Source organism: Microcystis sp. M53602_WE12, assembly GCF_030065455.1.
Classification (GTDB): Bacteria; Cyanobacteriota; Cyanobacteriia; order Cyanobacteriales; family Microcystaceae; genus Microcystis; species Microcystis aeruginosa.
In genome coordinates, this window is record NZ_JASJFB010000026.1 from 1 (window position 1) to 17,600 (window position 17,600).

The 17,600-nt window shown below is 42.3% G+C and carries 20 protein-coding genes, 1 pseudogene and 1 riboswitch; of the genes and pseudogenes, 12 read left to right on the forward strand and 9 right to left on the reverse strand.

The window, feature by feature from the left end; genetic code table 11:
- From PX482_RS00800 to PX482_RS00830, 7 genes and pseudogenes are all read left to right on the forward strand, one after another.
- Positions 1-309, forward strand: a pseudogene (locus PX482_RS00800) (DUF3782 domain-containing protein); the annotation flags it as partial.
- Positions 280-438, forward strand: a riboswitch (cobalamin riboswitch). Its footprint overlaps the pseudogene before it by 30 nt.
- A gap of 56 nt (positions 439-494) precedes the next feature.
- A complete protein-coding gene (cobG, locus tag PX482_RS00805) occupies positions 495-1,919 on the forward strand; it encodes a precorrin-3B synthase (protein ID WP_288121958.1) in 1,425 nt (474 codons plus the stop codon).
- A gap of 1 nt (position 1,920) precedes the next feature.
- Positions 1,921-2,547, forward strand: coding sequence for a precorrin-8X methylmutase (locus tag PX482_RS00810; protein ID WP_288121967.1), 627 nt, complete (start codon positions 1,921-1,923; stop codon positions 2,545-2,547).
- Positions 2,544-3,248: a precorrin-2 C(20)-methyltransferase gene (gene cobI, locus PX482_RS00815; protein ID WP_288095923.1), complete on the forward strand. Its 705-nt coding sequence runs from the start codon at positions 2,544-2,546 to the stop codon at positions 3,246-3,248. Before PX482_RS00810 ends, cobI begins: the two co-directional genes overlap by 4 nt.
- Before the next feature lie 337 nt (positions 3,249-3,585).
- Positions 3,586-6,144: an SUMF1/EgtB/PvdO family nonheme iron enzyme gene (locus tag PX482_RS00820; RefSeq protein ID WP_288095921.1), complete on the forward strand. Its 2,559-nt coding sequence runs from the start codon at positions 3,586-3,588 to the stop codon at positions 6,142-6,144.
- 258 nt (positions 6,145-6,402) lie between these two features.
- Positions 6,403-6,708 (forward strand): hypothetical protein, encoded by a 306-nt coding sequence (locus PX482_RS00825; protein ID WP_002759770.1) that lies wholly within the window; start codon positions 6,403-6,405, stop codon positions 6,706-6,708.
- Positions 6,698-7,036 carry a type II toxin-antitoxin system PemK/MazF family toxin gene (locus PX482_RS00830; protein WP_002759771.1) on the forward strand — a complete coding sequence of 113 codons (339 nt, stop codon included), beginning with the start codon at positions 6,698-6,700 and terminating at the stop codon, positions 7,034-7,036. Before PX482_RS00825 ends, PX482_RS00830 begins: the two co-directional genes overlap by 11 nt.
- Positions 7,037-7,374: 338 nt before the next feature.
- On the opposite strand, the gene PX482_RS00835 is transcribed toward PX482_RS00830, so the two are convergent.
- A complete protein-coding gene (locus PX482_RS00835) occupies positions 7,375-7,707 on the reverse strand; it encodes a DUF5615 family PIN-like protein (RefSeq protein WP_002736383.1) in 333 nt (110 codons plus the stop codon).
- Complete coding sequence (locus PX482_RS00840) at positions 7,697-8,014, reverse strand: DUF433 domain-containing protein (protein ID WP_002750425.1); 318 nt, start codon at positions 8,012-8,014, stop codon at positions 7,697-7,699. Before PX482_RS00840 ends, PX482_RS00835 begins: the two co-directional genes overlap by 11 nt.
- A gap of 436 nt (positions 8,015-8,450) precedes the next feature.
- Between PX482_RS00840 and dprA the strand changes: the two genes are divergently transcribed.
- Entirely contained in the window at positions 8,451-9,599 is a 1,149-nt protein-coding gene (gene dprA, locus PX482_RS00845) for a DNA-processing protein DprA (RefSeq protein ID WP_288027022.1), read from the forward strand.
- A gap of 9 nt (positions 9,600-9,608) precedes the next feature.
- On the opposite strand, the gene trxA is transcribed toward dprA, so the two are convergent.
- Positions 9,609-9,932 (reverse strand): thioredoxin, encoded by a 324-nt coding sequence (trxA, locus tag PX482_RS00850; RefSeq protein WP_002759773.1) that lies wholly within the window; start codon positions 9,930-9,932, stop codon positions 9,609-9,611.
- A 377-nt stretch (positions 9,933-10,309) separates the two neighbouring features.
- Between trxA and PX482_RS00855 the strand changes: the two genes are divergently transcribed.
- Positions 10,310-11,515, forward strand: a complete 1,206-nt coding sequence (locus PX482_RS00855) for an acetate kinase (protein ID WP_288027020.1) — start codon at positions 10,310-10,312, stop codon at positions 11,513-11,515.
- Positions 11,516-11,518: 3 nt separating this feature from the next.
- On the opposite strand, the gene PX482_RS00860 is transcribed toward PX482_RS00855, so the two are convergent.
- From PX482_RS00860 to PX482_RS00880, 5 genes are all read right to left on the reverse strand, one after another.
- Positions 11,519-12,070, reverse strand: coding sequence for an anti-sigma factor family protein (locus PX482_RS00860; protein ID WP_002759775.1), 552 nt, complete (start codon positions 12,068-12,070; stop codon positions 11,519-11,521).
- Between the two features lie 113 nt (positions 12,071-12,183).
- Positions 12,184-12,840, reverse strand: a complete 657-nt coding sequence (locus PX482_RS00865; RefSeq protein ID WP_002759776.1) for a sigma-70 family RNA polymerase sigma factor — start codon at positions 12,838-12,840, stop codon at positions 12,184-12,186.
- Positions 12,841-12,942: 102 nt separating this feature from the next.
- Positions 12,943-13,068 (reverse strand): hypothetical protein, encoded by a 126-nt coding sequence (locus PX482_RS00870; RefSeq protein ID WP_288027017.1) that lies wholly within the window; start codon positions 13,066-13,068, stop codon positions 12,943-12,945.
- A gap of 45 nt (positions 13,069-13,113) precedes the next feature.
- Entirely contained in the window at positions 13,114-13,704 is a 591-nt protein-coding gene (locus PX482_RS00875; RefSeq protein WP_002759778.1) for a PAP/fibrillin family protein, read from the reverse strand.
- Between the two features lie 435 nt (positions 13,705-14,139).
- Complete coding sequence (locus tag PX482_RS00880; RefSeq protein WP_002759779.1) at positions 14,140-14,409, reverse strand: globin family protein; 270 nt, start codon at positions 14,407-14,409, stop codon at positions 14,140-14,142.
- A gap of 149 nt (positions 14,410-14,558) precedes the next feature.
- Between PX482_RS00880 and rseP the strand changes: the two genes are divergently transcribed.
- The 3 genes from rseP (at position 14,559) to PX482_RS00895 (ending at position 17,133) form a co-directional block, all read left to right on the forward strand.
- The gene (rseP, locus tag PX482_RS00885) at positions 14,559-15,650 is read left to right on the forward strand and encodes an RIP metalloprotease RseP (protein ID WP_002759781.1); all 1,092 of its coding nucleotides are present in this window, start codon (positions 14,559-14,561) and stop codon (positions 15,648-15,650) included.
- Positions 15,650-16,306 carry an endonuclease III gene (gene nth / locus PX482_RS00890; protein ID WP_002759789.1) on the forward strand — a complete coding sequence of 219 codons (657 nt, stop codon included), beginning with the start codon at positions 15,650-15,652 and terminating at the stop codon, positions 16,304-16,306. The genes rseP and nth overlap by 1 nt, the downstream gene beginning before the upstream one ends.
- A 218-nt stretch (positions 16,307-16,524) precedes the next feature.
- Complete coding sequence (locus PX482_RS00895; protein WP_002759790.1) at positions 16,525-17,133, forward strand: rhomboid family intramembrane serine protease; 609 nt, start codon at positions 16,525-16,527, stop codon at positions 17,131-17,133.
- On the opposite strand, the gene PX482_RS00900 is transcribed toward PX482_RS00895, so the two are convergent.
- Positions 17,130-17,456: an antibiotic biosynthesis monooxygenase family protein gene (locus tag PX482_RS00900; protein WP_002759792.1), complete on the reverse strand. Its 327-nt coding sequence runs from the start codon at positions 17,454-17,456 to the stop codon at positions 17,130-17,132. The genes PX482_RS00895 and PX482_RS00900 overlap by 4 nt on opposite strands.
- Between the last annotated feature and the right edge of the window lie 144 nt (positions 17,457-17,600).

Below are 17,600 nucleotides of genomic sequence, written 5' to 3' on the forward strand. Positions count from 1 at the left end.
CTCGACGGTAAAACCCTAGAAATTGATGTGTTAGTAACTAATGAGAATCATGTGCTAGTAGTGGAAGTCAAAAGTAGTTTAAGTGTAGATGATGTCAAAGAATTAATCAAGAATCTAACCGAATTTAGGCAATTTTTCCCAGAATATAACCACAAACAATTATATGGGGCAGTAGCCGGCATTGAAATCGAAGAAGGAGCGGATAAATATGCTTATCGTCAAGGTTTATTTGTCTTGGCACAAAGGGGTGAAAATGTAGCGATTCTTAACGATACTGAGTTTCAACCGAAAACGTGGTATAATATTTAAGCTTGTCTTTGGGAAAGTCCAGTGCAATTCTGGTACTGTGCCGCAGCTGTAATCAAGTAAAAAGTAAAAAGAGTACATCTTCCCTTTTTCCTTGCGAGTCAGAATGCCAATTACAAGTTTTTAATCGGTAGATAGACAAATAATTTTCTAACTACTTCTCTGCGTCGCATGGAGAACAAACAACGGTGAATTGGTTAGTTGAAGCAAATGCTTGTCCCGGTTTATTTTATGGAACTGCTGCCCAGGATGGGTTTTTAATTCGTCTCCGCACCCCCGGTGGATGGCTCAATTCTCCACAGGGAAAAGCGATCGCCACTTGGCTCGAACAATGGCAGACGACAATACAAGTTACCAATCGGGCAAATCTGCAAATTCGCGGACTGCAAAAATCCCCCAGTTTAGAAGAATTTCAAACCCTGCAAAAATTAGGGTTAGCTGCCCATAATCCCAGTATCGATCATCTGCGTAATATAATGTCTAGTCCCACGGCTGGAATTGACTGTCAAGAATCGATCGATACTCGTCCATTAGTCCAAGAATTAGATAATTTTATCCAAAATTATCCATCAATTGCCCAACTAAGTCCTAAATTTAGTATCGGCATCGATGGCGGTGGTGCAGTGGGAATTGGCACTGGTTCAACTATGGCCTGGCAACACCGCTATAACGAGATTCAGCTATCGGCAATTACCGTCAATAATCCGACAAATTTAACTTCTCTTGTTTGCTTTCGATTAGCCCTCGGAGGAGATAAACAATTCTATGACACGGACTTATTAATTGAGCCAGAAAACTGTTTAGCTGTGGTCAAAGCTCTAGTAAAGGTTTATGTCGATTATGTTCAACAAACCCCCAATATCAAGGGTAAAAAACCTCGGATGAAACACCTGCTCAAAGATTGGGGATTGGCCAAATATCTCGAACAAGTTAACTCCCAATTACATCGGACTTCTACCGGCATAATAAAAGGGCAAGAATACCAGCAGGCTGCCCATTCTACTCAACCCTATTTTCATCTAGGAATTCATCCTCAAAAGCAACCCGGATTGTCTTATATTGGTCTATCATTAAGATTAGGACAATTGACGGCTAATCAACTATGGGGATTAGCGGCACTATCAGAAACTTTTGGCAGTGGTCAGTTACGATTAACCCCTTGGCAGACTGTTATATTACCCGATATTCCCGATGAAAAAGTGTCAGAATTGTTGCCAAAACTGGCATCACTAGGATTATCCGCTTCTCCCGGATGGGATGCGGGGATAGTTGCCTGTAGCGGTAAACCCGGTTGTGCAGCAGCGGCCACTGCAACTCAAATTCATGCTTCTCTCCTGGCAGATTATTTGAAAGAACGCTTAACCTGCAATTCTCCTGTTAATATTCATTTGACAGGTTGTGCTAAATCCTGCGCTCAACCAGGTCTAGCCGAAATTACCCTTTTAGGAACTACCATCGAGGAAAATGGCCAAATAATGGAAGCTTATCAAGTCTATGTGGGTGATAGTCAAAAATTCTTAAAAACACCCATATTTGAGGGAGAATTTACCAAGATTCCCCCGCTCATAGCCCAAATTTTAAGCTCCCAAAAATCGAAAAATTTAGATGAATAGAATGGAATACATTAAGAATGGTGAGGAAATTTACCGCAAATCTTTTGCTATTATTCGGGCTGAAACTAACTGGAAAAATCTCCCCGATGATTTAGCTCATGTGGCGGTTCGTCTAATTCATTCCTGTGGGATGACAGACATAACAAAAGATTTAGAAGCATCACCGGACGCGGTTAAAATCGGACGAAATGCCCTCGCTGGGGGTGCAGCAATTCTCTGTGATTCTCAAATGGTCGCTAATGGCATTACCAAAGCCCGTTTACCTAAAAATAATCCGATTATTTGTACCCTCAATCATCCAGAAGTGACCGAGTTAGCACGACAAATTAATAATACCCGATCCGCTGCCGCTTTAGAACTTTGGCGACCTCATTTAGCTGGAGCGGTGGTAGCCATTGGTAATGCACCAACCGCACTTTTTCGCCTACTAGAATTGCTCGATCAAAATGTAGATAAACCAGCTTTGATTTTAGGCTTTCCCGTGGGATTTGTGGGAGCGGCAGAGTCGAAAATAGAATTAGCAACTAATAGTCGTGGTGTGCCATTTATTACCCTGCACGGACGTAGGGGAGGCAGCGCAATCGCGGCAGCAGCAGTCAATGCTTTAGCAAAAGAGAACGAATTATGAATAAATTAGGCAAACTTTATGGATTAGGAATCGGGCCCGGCGATCCCGAATTGTTGACGCTAAAAGCACACCGGATTCTCACAACTGTTCCGGTAATTGCCTATCCTACCTTAGAAAGTGGCAAAGTTTTGGCACGGGCAATTGTGTCGGATTTTATCCGTCCCGAGCAGATAGAAATTCCCATGCCTTTACCTTTTAGTGTCGAGCGCAGTTCTCAACCTCATTATGATATTGCCGCCGAAAATATCGCCGAACAGTTAAACTTAGGTCTAGATGTGGCGGTGCTATGTGTGGGCGATCCGATGTTGTATGGCACGTTTATGTATATCTTTAATCGCTTGTGTGATCGCTTTTCAATTGAAGTCGTGCCGGGTATTTCTTCAGTGATGGCAAGTGCAGCAATGCTGGGTGTACCTATCACTTATCGAAATGACGTATTTAGTATCATGCCCGCTACTTTAGAGGCGGAAATATTGCGGGATCGCCTAGTATTTATTGATGCAGCGGCGATTATTAAATTAGGCAGACATTTCGCTAAAGTTCGCGATATTCTCGATGAATTAGGATTATTAGAACGCGCCCTCTACATCGAACGAGCAACCTTACCCAATCAGCAAATTATTCCGATTACAGAAGTCGATCCAGAGGCTGCTACTTACTGGTCATTAATTCTGATTCCTAGTAAAACTAAACCCCAATAACTCTATAGACACTAAGTTAAATCTTCTATCCCCTACCTGACAGAACCTATAGGGTTTAGATAATGTTATAAAAATGTCTTTTCTTCGTTGCTTTTTTTGTTGCATAGGAGGCTATATACAGCGTTTCTCGGATTGATAAGTAGGTAGGCGTTAAAAATTATCAGATGCCCCCCTTATCAAGGGGGGATTAAAGGGGGGACTAAGGGGGGATCGGCACCCCCCTTATCAAGGGGGGCAGGGGGGATCGAACCTAAAATCTATTTTTAATTTAATTATAACCAGCTACTTAAGGTAATCTATTTTCTTCTCCGTTCTCTGTCACCTAAAAATAACTACCATGTCCGATTTTCCTGAATCTATCCGCAATACTAGCGTCAGCGATCAAGCGACTAATAATGATGCTCTCGGATTTGAGCCTTATGTAATAGCGATCGCTGAATTTTTGTTGCATCAGCAGACACAACCACCCCTAACTTTATCGGTTGAGGGAGAGTGGGGTAGTGGCAAGTCTTCTTTTATGAAAATGTTAGAGGAATATTTACGAGAAAAGGGAGGTCGGACGGTTTGGTTTAATGCTTGGCGACACGATAAAGCGGAGTCGGTATGGGCAGCTTTTGCGCTGTCTTTTATTAAGCAGATTTCTACGCCCAAAAATTGGCGAGATTTGCCTCGAATTATCCTAGGACACTTTAAATTACAATTATTGCGTTTTAACCTAGAAAAAGGCTTATTTGAATTAATTAAAGCTTTACCAGTAATAATTTTTGTGATTTGTGCCTCAATTGCCATTCCTTTTATTTTAATCATTTATGGAGTTGAAGGAATTAACGAATTAATCAGAGCAGCAACCTCTCAAGATGTTTTTTGGAGCAAAATTAATTCAGTTTTTAAGTTATTATTTACTGCGGTCGGTGTCACCTTATCAGGAGCGGGGATTTTCGCTGGTATTAAGAGTTTATTGAGAAATTTTCAAAGGTTACTCCAAAACCCTAAAAACAACCTAATTAAATACATAGAAGCCCCAGATTATAAAAAACAATCGGCATTTGTAGAAGAATTTCATGAAGATTTTGCTAAAATTGTCGATGCTTATATTGGCAATGATCGGGTATATGTATTTATTGACGATTTAGATCGTTGTGAACATCCAAAATCAGCGGACTTGATGCAAGCGATTAACTTGATGATTGCTGATGATCCTTCAGTGGTGTTTATTTTAGGAATGGACAGAGAAAAAGTAGCCGCTAGTTTAGCTGTCAAATACGAAAACATTCTCAAGTATTTACCGTCGGAAATCACAGAAATTGATCCTGATATTTTGGCCAGACGTAGTGCTAATAAAGGGTTAGCTTATGGTTATACCTTTATTGAAAAGTTTGTCCAGCTTCCCTTTTTAGTTCCCCAACCATCCCGGTCAGATTTTGAGCGTTTTTTGATTCAGCTTGCTACTTCAACTCCTCCCAATTTACAGCCAGCTAAACCTCGTTTTACATTTTTTCAGTCATTCTGGGGTAAGTTTAAGTTAGCTTTACCCTGGAGAAATAATTCGCAAAAGCATCTCACTTCCCCAACAAGTAATCAGACAAGTGATTTAAAAAACTTGTCTCTAGATAATCCTTCGATAGAATCTGAACAAACCGAAAAAGAGAAAGCACGAGCATCTGTAATTAAGCGATTAGAAGCGATTCAAGTCAACAAATCTGATAATAGAGATTCCCAAACAGTGCGGAATGTCATTATGATGGTAGCTCCCGCATTGGATTACAATCCGCGACGGATTAAACACTTTATCAATGTCTTTCGTCTCAAGGTTTATATCGCTAATGAAACTGGTTTATTTTTTGAGGAGCGAGACAAGGATGATAATTTGTTAGAGCCTTCTTTGACTTTTGAACAGTTAGGTAAATTTACTGCCATTAGTTTAAAATGGCCATTGTTATTGTCAGATTTGGAAAATGATAAGCAAATTTTAGCAAAATTAGAAAAATTTGCACTAGATGAAGAAAAAACCCAAGAATATGAAGAGTCGATTCGCTATTGGGCTAGTCATACTAAGCTTAAAGCTTTAATGGCTTACGGTCATGAAAAATCGGCAGCTAACTCTAAATTTAGCTTGGCAGAGATAAATGTTGATAAATTATTACAAGTATCGCCCAAGATAATTCGGCAACCTGAAACTGTAATTTTACCAAACTTTAACCCAGAAATGGTGGATATACCCGCTGGTAAATTTAACATGGGTTCTAATGAGAATGAGAATGAAAAACCGATACATGAAGTAATTGTGCCAGCATTTCAGATAGGCAAATATCCTATCACCCAAGCACAGTATCAAGCGGTGATGGGATATAATCCTTCCAGGTTTTCAGGAAATCCCCAGAACCCGGTAGAAACCATTAATTGGTTTGATGCTCAAGAGTTTTGTGAAAAATTGAGCCAGTTAACCGGAAAAAACTACCGTTTGCCTACAGAAGCAGAATGGGAATATGCCTGTCGCGCTGGTACAAAAACCCGATTTAGTTTTGGCGATGATAAAGAGCAACTAGGAGATTATGCCTGGGTTGATGGTAATTCAAATAATACAACCCATCCTGTTGGGGAAAAGCGGCCTAATCCTTGGGGAATCTATGATATGCACGGCAATGTTTGGGAATGGTGTGCTGATCAAAATCATGAAAGTTATGCTCGCAAACCAGACAATATTAGAGAAAATGGCAGTCTTGCATGGAGAGATAACAATATAACTAATAAGTCATCAATAATACGGCGTGGCGGTTCGTGGTGCCGCGACCCTTTGGCCTATAGCTCAGCGTATCGAGGCAAAAGCGTTGCCGATATTCGCAACGATATCGGTTTTCGTGTTGTGTGCGATCTCCCCCAATCAGTTAACAGTTAACTGTTAACTGTTATCAGTTGGGAGCCACCATTGGCGCAATAATATTGTAGGGGCGAATTGCATTCGCCCTCTTTGAATAACTTCTACTGCTCACCTATAGGTGAGGGAAAGTCACAAATAGGAGATGCAGCCGATAATTTTCTGGAAATATAGTCTTTAAACCCTTGTCTGGCAAAACTACAAGGAATAATCAGCACTGATTATCACACAAAGTCGAGGAGAGCCATAGGGCGAGCCTGAGAATGGAGATCGCTGTAGTTGCCCGTCACCGCTTTTCAAGGTTACTTTAATGTTAGAATCGAATCACTTCTTTTAGGTTTTGCTATGCGTGCGATTGAAACCACTGGTATCCTCAATACCCAAGGGCAAATTCAACTTGATCATCCTATTCCCCAAGAAAAAGATCGGTTTGTGCGCGTCATTCTTTTGATGTCGGAGGATGAACTGAACGAAAAAAACTGGCTAGATGCCGTTTCCCATAACCCTAGCTTTGCTTTTCTGCAAGATCCCGAAGAAGATATTTATACCCTTAACGATGGACAACCTGTAACTAATGAAGGGTAAAATTGTATTAATTCAATTTCCCTTCGACGATTTATCTTCCAGTAAGGTTCGTCCTGCTTATTGCCTAACCAATCAAATTGGAGGCTATCAACACATTATCTTTGCCCTAATTACCAGTCGTATTCCAGAAAATCCCCTTCATACAGATATTATTCTGAGACCAGAAAATCCAGATTTTATGATCAGTGGTCTTCGCCAATCGTCAGCCATCAGACTCGATCATTTAGTAACACTTCGCTCTTCACTGATTCAGCGTGAACTAGGCTCATTATCATTAAAAACACAAACCTTAATTGTAGATATTTTGTCCGATATTCTACGTTCTTAAAAAAAATACGATCACTGATTTCTTCGGGGGCATTATTTAACGCAGTTTTTAGCTTTAAATTACGATAAATTTATCCGCTTTATACGTTACGCTATGCTAACCCATTCTACGGTTACTCATCGGCCATATTATCAGGAATAATGGGTATTTCCGTCACTCCCCAATCGGTCGGATAAAGCCCTCAATCAATGAAACGATAAACACCAGGAAAAGGCCAATACTACGGTTTTAAACATAACCCATGCCGCACAGGATTGTAATGAATATAATCACAGTGTAAAGATTCAATCTTGTAAATTGCGTTACCCAACCTACCTTTTTTCTCTGAATTATGATTTTTATAAAAACTCAACATTTTTATACATATAATCAGGCTCTAAACATTCCCAAATTAAAACTAAATCACTAATAATTTTGCCAATAGATTGACGTTGATGTGAATAAATAATCCCCCAATGCTCTAATCCCATTGAAGACAAAACCAGAAAATCATCATCAAAAGTAAAAATGACTCGGCCTTGCGATAAAGCATAAGCTAATTGTTCCTCATCGGAAGACCCCATCAGTCCTTTTTCTGGAGAAGTTGTAACATCAATCCCTCGCATTCTTAAACCTTTAGCGATCGCATTAGAGACGCTTTCATCTAGGTGAAACTTAAGCTTATTGGCCATTATTTCCCTTTAAAAGTTTTTCGACCAATGAAGGTTTATCCCCTTGTAACTGTTTAGCAAAATTTTCGCTGGATTCAATATCTTGGCGAATTTCTTCTCGATGATCATGGTAATAAGCTAAAGCTGCATAAACATCAGCTAAAGTAATCGTTGGATAATTATAAACAATTTCATCAGGACACATCGCCATTCTTTCATGCCAAATAACAATGTCTTGTACCTTAATACGATGTCCAGCAATACGAGGTTTACCGCCACAAACACCGGGTGTTACTTCAATATGCTGTTTAAGCACTAAAGATGACATAATAACTCATTTACTCTACTTCTAGATATCCTAGCATTTTTCTTGAAAAAACGCAACCACCGATCTTTTAGGATACGTTACCTAACGTGCCTTTTAATGTGAAACATTTTAGACATTTTCATATTATTATCCGTTACGCTATACTAAAATATTCTACCGTTACTGCTACAATTGGCTCCAAAGACCACTATAACCAACTAAAACCATGACTCAAGCCACTTTTGCAGAAATACTAGAAGCAACTGAACAACTTCCCCGAAAAGATCAAGAACAACTTATTCACATTTTAAAAAAGTGAAAGACATTGACGAGGCTCAACAATACCTCAACAACTAATGGAAGGGATTCCGGCAAGATTAAAATAAATTAAGGTCATCTGGCCGCAGTCAGTTTTAACCGACTGAAAATATTACTTGGTCTGAGGAGCTTTTTCAAATTGACAGACGATCGCGTTTATTGGTTAGCATGGTCAAGTATTGCTGGAGTTGGGCCAATTTCCCTGAAGCGACTCTATCAGCATTTTGGCAGTGTCGCTGTGGCCTGGAATGCCACCGATACTGCGATCGCAGAAGTGGCGGGATTTGGCAAAAAGTTAATGGTAGCGGTACGGGAAGGGCGATCGCAAATTGACCCAGAAGCTCTTTTCGCCGAACATATCCAGAAAAACCCCCTTTTTTGGACTCCTAGCGACCCAGAATATCCCCGCTTTCTCTGGGAAATTCCCAGTCCTCCCCCCTTACTTTACTATCAAGGAAAGGTCAATTTAGAGGAAAATCAGGGAAATATCCCCACCGTCGCCATTGTGGGTACTCGTAACCCCACGGATCACGGCCGGCGCTGGGCGCGGCGCTTAAGTACCCTTTTGGCCCAACAGGGATTTACTATTGTTTCTGGTATGGCCGAAGGAATTGATGGCGAGGCACACCAAAGCTGTTTAAAAGCGGGGGGAAGGACGATTGCCGTCTTGGGAACGGGGGTCGATGTGGTTTATCCTAGTCGTCATCGGCAGCTACACGCGGACATCCAAAAGCAGGGTTTAGTCATTAGTGAACATCCTGCGGCAACTCAACCGAATAAAGCCCATTTTCCCAGTCGTAATCGCATTATCGCCGGTTTAAGTCGCGCGACTATTGTTATCGAGGCCCCCGAAAGGTCTGGCTCCCTGATTACGGCCAGTTATGCTAACGAATTCGGCGGCGATATCTATGCTTTACCCAATTCTCCCGATATTGCCGCCGCTAGGGGCTGTTTACAACTGATTCATCAGGGGGCAGAAATTATCGTTTCTGAGGAGAAATTATTAGAAATGTTGGGGGCAATTCCCACCACGAACCAATCCGCACCGGTTAATCTCTCCCCTTCACTCCCTCTAGAGACATCCCCGGTCGTTAATGCTGCTCCTCCAGTCAATCTAGAACCTAGACTAGCACAAGTCTATCAGTTATTTGACAGAGATGCCCTGTTGTTTGACATTATTGTTCAAAAAATGCAAATCCCCACCTCAGAAGTGGCGGGGATCTTATTGGAATTAGAATTAATCGGTTTAGTGACTCAGTTACCCGGTATGCGTTACCAGAAAACCTAGTCAACTCCTCTACAGGTGTTTATCTATGGTGGTAGCTAAAGTGGTTTTCGGTACAGCCCCGACCACCATATCAACTTTTTGACCTCCTTTGAAGATCATCAGAGTGGGAATACTGCGAATCCCATACTGACTAGCGATAATGGGGTTTTCGTCGGTGTTGAGTTTCACCACCTTGACTTGCCCTTCGAACTGTGCGGCAATTTCTCCCACAACGGGAGCCACCATTCGACAGGGGCCGCACCAAGGAGCCCAGAAATCCACTAGGACAAGGTCGGCACTATCTAAAACTTCATCTTTAAAGGTGGCATCTGTAACGGCAGTAACCTCTGACATACTTAAGAAATCCTCTAGTAATCACGGTTATCTAGAATACGCAAAAATTCCGTTCTAGAGATTCGTGGTGCGATGTTGACATTCCACTGGTGAAAAGGACGAGAACTAGCTCTAAATCCACTATAGAGGCCTTAACTTGCATCAGAGGTAGCTTCTTGGATTAATTTCACAAGGGGTATTCTTCTATTTTATAACCCTAGAGGCTCTATTTTGACTTTTTTTTGATAAAGTTTTGTAATATTGCCCGAGTCAGGGATGGGTGATCACAGCCGGATAAAATTTTCTTGAAGAAAAACCCGAAAAGTCAGCGATTTTATCTAGACTTAACCTGAGTTTGATTATGATCGCCATAGGCCACCTCCTAATTGAGCTTTTCTATGAAAATTCTGGTCTTAAATGCGGGATCGAGCAGTCAAAAAAGTTGTTTATACGATTTAGATATTCTCCCCTCCCATCCTCCCCAACCAATTTGGGCAGCGGGGATCGATTGGACAGTTAACCCTGATTACGCGGTTTTAACGGTAAAAGCTCAGGGAATTAAACAGGAAATTAATCTTTCTAGTCAGGATCGTCCGGCAGGAATTGCTCGGATGTTAGATACCTTAGTCACTGGCGAAACTAAGGTAGTAGCCAACCTCGCAGACATTAGTATAGTCGGTCATCGAGTTGTCCATGGTGGCACGGAATATTCCCAGGCAACTATGATCACTCCCCAAGTCAAAGAAACGATTAAAAAGCTGATTCCCCTGGCTCCTAGTCATAATCCCGCTCATTTAGAAGGAATTGAAGCGATCGAGCAAGTTTTCGGCGATGTTCCTCAAGTAGCAGTGTTTGACACCGCTTTTCATCGTTCTATCCCTCCCGAATCTTCTCTTTATCCCATTCCCTACCAATGGAGTGAACTGGGAATCCGTCGCTATGGTTTTCATGGCACCAGTCATCAGTACTGCTCCCAACGAGCCGCCGAATTGTTAGGAAAACCCCTGGAATCCTTGAAAATGGTGATCTGTCATCTGGGCAATGGTGCTTCCCTATCGGCAGTCAAGGGGGGTAAAAGTATCGATACTACTATGGGATTTACTCCCCTAGAGGGATTGATGATGGGAACCCGCAGCGGTTCGATCGATCCAGGGATTCTGATTTATCTAGAGCGAGAATATCAATATAATCCCGATAGTTTAAATAGTTTACTCAATAAAGAATCGGGTTTAAAGGGAATTTCGGGTATTTCTGGGGATATGCGGGCAATTACGACGGCGATGGCCGAAGGCAACGAGAGGGCAAAATTAGCATTTGAGATGTATATTCATCGTCTGAAAGGTTTAATCGGATCGATGATCGCTTCTCTAGAGGGGTTGGATGTGTTGGTATTTACGGCAGGAATCGGCGAAAATTCAGCTTTAGTACGGGAAAAAGCCAGTCAAGGCTGGCCTTTTTTGGGTTTAGAGTTAGATTTAGCTAAAAATGCCGCTCGTCCCCGGGATGAGGATATCGCCAGCGAGACATCTAAAGTGCGAGTGATGGTAATTGCTACGGCGGAAGATTGGGCGATCGCACGAGAATGCTGGCATTTATCTCCATAGACCTTACCTTTGGCCATTCTCTTTTGGCTGTTCCGTTGCGGGAATCTCCATAATCGGATGGTTAAGAGCAATCATCAAATGGTCTCCCTCTTGGCTAATACTGCTCGGACTGCTCGCCATTTGGGAGAGGGGATCATTGCGTCCCGAGACGAAGTAGGAGCCAACAGCGATCGCCATAGCGGTGAAAATTGCGCCACCATAAACATAATATTGCCGACGACGCTGACCATCGACTTTTCTGAACACCTGTTCTGCCAATCGGTCGCTGGCCATAGTAGCCGGTACGGGAATTTGCTTTAAATTAGTTTGTAATCCCAAGAGCTGCTGATAGAGTTTTTTAGCGGCAGCATCATGGTCTAACCAATGCTGAACTAGCTTCCGTTCCTCTACCGTTACTTCGTTATCAATATAGGCGCTAATTAAATCGAAACGATGAGCTTCTTCGTTATCCTCATCTAAGAATAAAATATCCTCGGTTGCGGAGTTGCCATCGCTGTCATCGTGACGTAACAAAGACTTGATCCATTGAACGTCTTCGGGTTGATAATTATTCATGGTTGACCTCGACCAGAAGCGATCGGTATGCAATCACTTTTCACCAGCACGGAGCTAGTTAAATTTAACGACTCCTCACTTCGGCCGTTAGTGCCGAATCACCACAATTTTATTTAGCCTTCCGTAAAATAGGGCTGTAAAACAGATTGTAATTTAGCGCGAGCGCGAGCAATGCGGGATTTAACAGTTCCTAAAGAAACTCCCGTCATCTCGGCAATTTCTTCGTAGGCCATGCCTTCAATTTCTCGCAGAATAATAGTTGTCCGAAAAGCTTCTGGTAAATCAGCGATCGCCGCCTGTAATTGATCGTAGAATTCGTGGGTGGTGAGATGTTCATCGGGACTGGGGTAATCGGACTCGATATCCCAATCGATTTCGCCATCTTCCACGCGCCGGGGAGCATCGAGGGAAATGGGGTGATTAACCCGCTTGCGTTTCCGCAATTCGTCGTAAAAAAGATTAGTGGCAATGCGACTTAACCAACCGCGGAACTTGAGGGGTTCATGGAGACGGTTAATATTGCGATAGACGCGAATCCAGACCTCTTGAGCCAAATCAGCGCGATCTTGCCAATCGGGAGCCAAATGATAGAGTAATTTATCAATATGAGCTTGATAGCGCCGCAGCAGTTCCGCAAAAGCTGCTCGATCGGGCTGGCACCCTTCCTGACAGCGTGCAATTAGATCGTAGTTGGAGAGTTTGTCAGGGGACACGGGGTTTTGAGACTTTTTGGCCTCAAGTGACCAAGATGCTGGAATCGATTGACTCATGGGATTTCCTCTAAGGATATAAACTCCTCACTCAGAGCTTGAGGACGGGAGAATTCAGTAAAGGTTCCCGAAAATAAATAATTTTTTTCCCATATTTTGATTCTAACCGATCGGGGCATTCATCTGGGGGAGCAAGTGGGGAGGTGGGGTAGTGGGGTAGTGGGGTGTCGGGTGTGGGGTAGTGGGGAGGTGGGGTAGTGGGGTAGTGGGGTAGTGGGGAGAATACATAAAAGCTGTCTCGGAGTCTCGGAGTCTCCTGAATAGCTCTGTAAGTTAGGTTTTTTCCTTAGCGAGAATAAAGACGCTGCCCTCGCTGCCGCGGCCGATGCGGAGATCTTCATCGAGATAGGTGATATCGAGCCAACCTGTTTGTTGGCGATTATTGAAAGAAAAATCGAGGGGAGGAAATTTTTTGCCACTCTCGATCGCATCGATAAATTCTTGGGGAGAATGATAATTGAGAAGACGTTGCAGACCGAGGATCGAGCGCTCAAATTTGACCATTACCCGGCGCTCGGATGTGGGTTCAAAGGTAGCGGAGACGATTACTACCCCTTCTAGCCAAGGTAGTCCGATAATTTCGGCGATATTGTAGAGTTTGGCCTTGTTCAGGTCGAGATATTGATAAATTTGCCCTAATTGAAAAAAAGGTAGGCGATCTATTCCCAGAATGTTGCGGCTGCTGGTGAATAGCAAACGCCAATTGCCCCCTAATAGTTGTTTAACTTCGAGGGGATGGGGATGGGGATTGTGATCCTCCAATTGTTCGATCGCCGCTAAAATCCGCACGCGGTCGCTTTCTGTCGCCAGGAGTCCGCGATTTCTACCAGCGATCAATTCTAATAATTTCGCTTTGGCATCCATAGAATAGACCTCCTGTAAAAATCAAAAATTGTTGTTAGGGTTAGGAATCAGTAGCTAGGAGAATTAAGAATGAATAATAATCAATTAAATAGTCTATTTACAGATTTTATACAATTTAATCGTTATTTGTGCCGTTTTTGAACCCTCAAAACTAATTATGCAAGAGGTTTAATCTCCCTTACTTTTATAAACTGCCTCGACCCGCTAGGTACTCGCTCAAGGTTTTTGCTGATCCCAAGAGGCTCACCTGCGCCGATGATTTGAGAGTTTCAACGGGGTTTTAACCTCGGTGAGCGGCATTTTCAACTGTTGACTTGATTATTTTAACACAGATTAAATGCCTCGGTTTTAAAACTTTTTCATAACCGTAATTAAATGATCGAAATAGGAAGTAATTGCGTTTTTTTCTGAGTCGCTAAAATACTCTAAGCTGTATTATTTTAAAGCTTCTAACCCCGAAATAATCGCCCGATCGTTATCAACGATACTATTAGAATTATCCCGCAGTTTTCGAGCTTGTTGACTATAAACAAGTAAATCAGGCTCTAAATTGACGATAGTATCTAAATCGCTATCGCTGAGATAGCAAGTTTGATCATCCGCTTGTTGCCAAATAGCGATCGCTGATTGCTGATAGGGCCAATTAGCGAAACTGATGATTCTCGCTTTTGGGATCAATTGCTGGGTGCGCTCACTCAAAGGCATCGATCGCTCTCCGTTAGGTCAGATTAGGCAGTTAAGATCACTTCTATCATAAATGATCGAAAAATTAGCGATAACTCCAGATTTTTTGAAATCTGTCCAAGAGGATCGCTTACAATAAACAAAAGCTAAGTCATTATAATTTGATCATCATGTCAGTTTTAATAGCGATCGGTGTACTTGCCCTATTAATTGTCGTTCACGAATTGGGTCATTTTGCCGCTGCTCGTTGGCAATCTATCCATGTTAATCGCTTTTCCATCGGTTTTGGTCCAGCTTTAGCTAAATATCAAGGTAAAGAAACGGAATACGCCCTCCGCGCCATTCCTTTAGGGGGTTACGTTGGTTTTCCCGATGACGATCCCGATAGTCAAATTCCCAATAACGATCCTGATTTATTACGCAATCGTCCTGTTTTCGATCGAGCTATCGTCATTAGTGCGGGAGTAATTGCTAATTTAATTTTTGCCTATTTTTTGCTTGTTACCCAAGTCGCTACGGTGGGTTTTCCCCAAATTAACTATCAAGAAGGGGTAATTATTCCAGAGGTTTTTACGGCTGAAAATTCCGTCGCTAAACAAGCGGGAATACAAGCGGGTGATATCGTCCTCGCTATCAATGATCAGCCCCTTGGTGCTTCTCAAAATGCCATTATTGACTTCCGTGACATTATTCAATCTTCCCCCAATCAACCCCTAAAATTAACCATCAAACGCCCGACAGAAACTCTCGATTTAATTGTTACTCCTGAATTGGGAAGTGATGGTCAGGGTAAAATTGGGGTTAGATTGGCTCCCAACGGTCAAGAAACTCGCCTGAAAGCCGATAGTTTTGGCCAAGCTTTTAGCTTAGGTGCGGGTGAATTTCAACGATTAACCCTATTAACCGTGCAAGGTTTTGGGCAGTTAGTTAGTAACTTTAAAGACAGTGTTCAACAGGTAGCAGGACCGGTTAAAATTGTCGAATACGGAGCCGCAATCGCTCGTAATGATGCGGGTAATCTTTTTCAATTTGCCGCCCTAATTAGTATTAACTTAGCGGTGATTAATATTCTGCCTTTACCTGCTCTTGATGGTGGTCAGTTGGTATTTTTATTAATCGAGGCTTTGGTAGGTAAACCTCTCCCGACTAAACTGCAAGATAACATCATGCAAACAGGTCTAGTTTTACTCTTAGGATTAGGAGTTTTCTTAATCGTGCGCGACACGGCTAACCTAGCAGTTTTTCAGGATTTATTCCAGTGATGGACTCTCGAAAAAAAACTGAACCTCAACTGCGCGCCCTAGAAATTTTAAGCAACTTAAAGCGATTATATCCAGAGGCAACCTGTAGCTTAAATTATCAAACTCCCGTGCAGTTATTGGTGGCAGTGATTCTCTCGGCACAATGCACTGATGAGCGGGTAAATAAGGTAACTCCTGCTTTATTCGCTCGTTTTCCCGATGCTAAATCCTTAGCTTTTGCCGAGCGAGAGGAGTTAGAAACTCTCATTCGTTCCACGGGATTCTATCGCAATAAAGCTAAAAATATTCAGGGTGCTTGTCAAAAAATCCTCAAGGATTTTCAGGGGGAAGTACCCAAGACAATGGCGGAATTATTAACGTTACCCGGGGTAGCTAGAAAAACGGCTAATGTGGTACTTGCTCACGCTTACGGGATTATTGAGGGGGTGACAGTAGATACCCACGTTAAGCGCTTAAGTAATCGTTTGGGTTTAACTACTAATAACGATCCAGTGAAAATTGAACGGGATTTAATGGCTTTACTACCTCAACCAGATTGGGAAACTTTTTCTATTAGTATTATTTACCACGGCCGGGCAGTTTGTAAAGCAAGAAATCCCGCTTGTTTTTCCTGTCAATTAGCCCCTCTTTGTCCCGCAGCAAACAGTAAACAGTAAACTGATAACTCACACCTGATAAGTAGGGAGGCAAAATTATTTGTAGGATGGGTTAGCGGTAGCGTAACACAATCGGGCGTTGGGTTTCATGCTTCAACCCAACCTACGTTCATCTTATATTTAATTCCACCCACCTACTTAACTGGTAACTGAATCACTGGTAACTGAATCACTGATAACTGATAACTGATAACTGATAACTGATGTGGGGGGCTATAATGGGAAAAAATAACTCATCCATCAATCTTATGAGTCAAGGATCTCGGCAAGAAATAAAAACCCAAGCAATAATCCTCGCTACCTTTGTGGCGATTTTTTGGCTGTTAGAGATTTTAGATCAATTTGTTTTTCGGGGCAGTTTAGACATTTTCGGGATTATTCCGCATCAAGTCATCGGATTGCGGGGTATTCTTTTCGCACCTTTCCTACACGGTGACTTTCCCCATCTTATCGCTAATACCGTTCCTTTCCTGATTCTTGGTTGGTTGGTGATGTTACAGGAAACCAGTGACTTTTTTATTGTGACTGGGTTAACTATGCTGGTGGGGGGGTTAGGAGTCTGGTTATTTGCTGCTCCCGGATCCATCCATATCGGAGCAAGTATCTTGATTTTTGGCTATTTAGGTTTTTTATTACTGCGGGGCTATTTCCAGAGAAATATTCCTTCTATACTCTTGTCAATTCTAGTCTTCTTACTCTACGGTGGCACAATTTGGGGCGTTTTGCCTTCCCGTCCGGGGATTTCTTGGCAAGGACATTTATTTGGTTTCCTAGGCGGGGTTTTAGCCGCCAAATTAATCGCCACCGAAAAGAAACATTATCCCTAAATGGGGGAACCTTCTATCTCGCTACATACTTCATAAAAATCGGTGACAGGCGGTTTCGCAAACAGAGGAGCCATGGATTTCAGCAATAATTCGTGGGCTTCGCTTTTATTTGCCTCCATATCATCGATTTTATCCCAGATGATCACGGCAATTCCTTCGTCGGTTCCGGGTTTTTGCAACAGAAAAGCTCCCTGGAATCCCGTGGAATAGGTGGAAACGGCTTTTTCGTAGAGTTTTTGGGCTTCGGAAAAACACCCCGGTTTAAATTCACCAATAGCCACATAGGCATATTTATGTTTGAGAAAATCGAGAAATTCTGGCATGGCAATGAGGGGAAATGGAATAAATCTTTCTTTCTACTCCTATTAAAACTTAGATCGATCGCCCCCTCCGCCCCATCGACATATTTTTTTAACTAAGCTTCCCCAATTGTCTCTTTTTTTGTTAGCTTATATGTAGTCGTTATG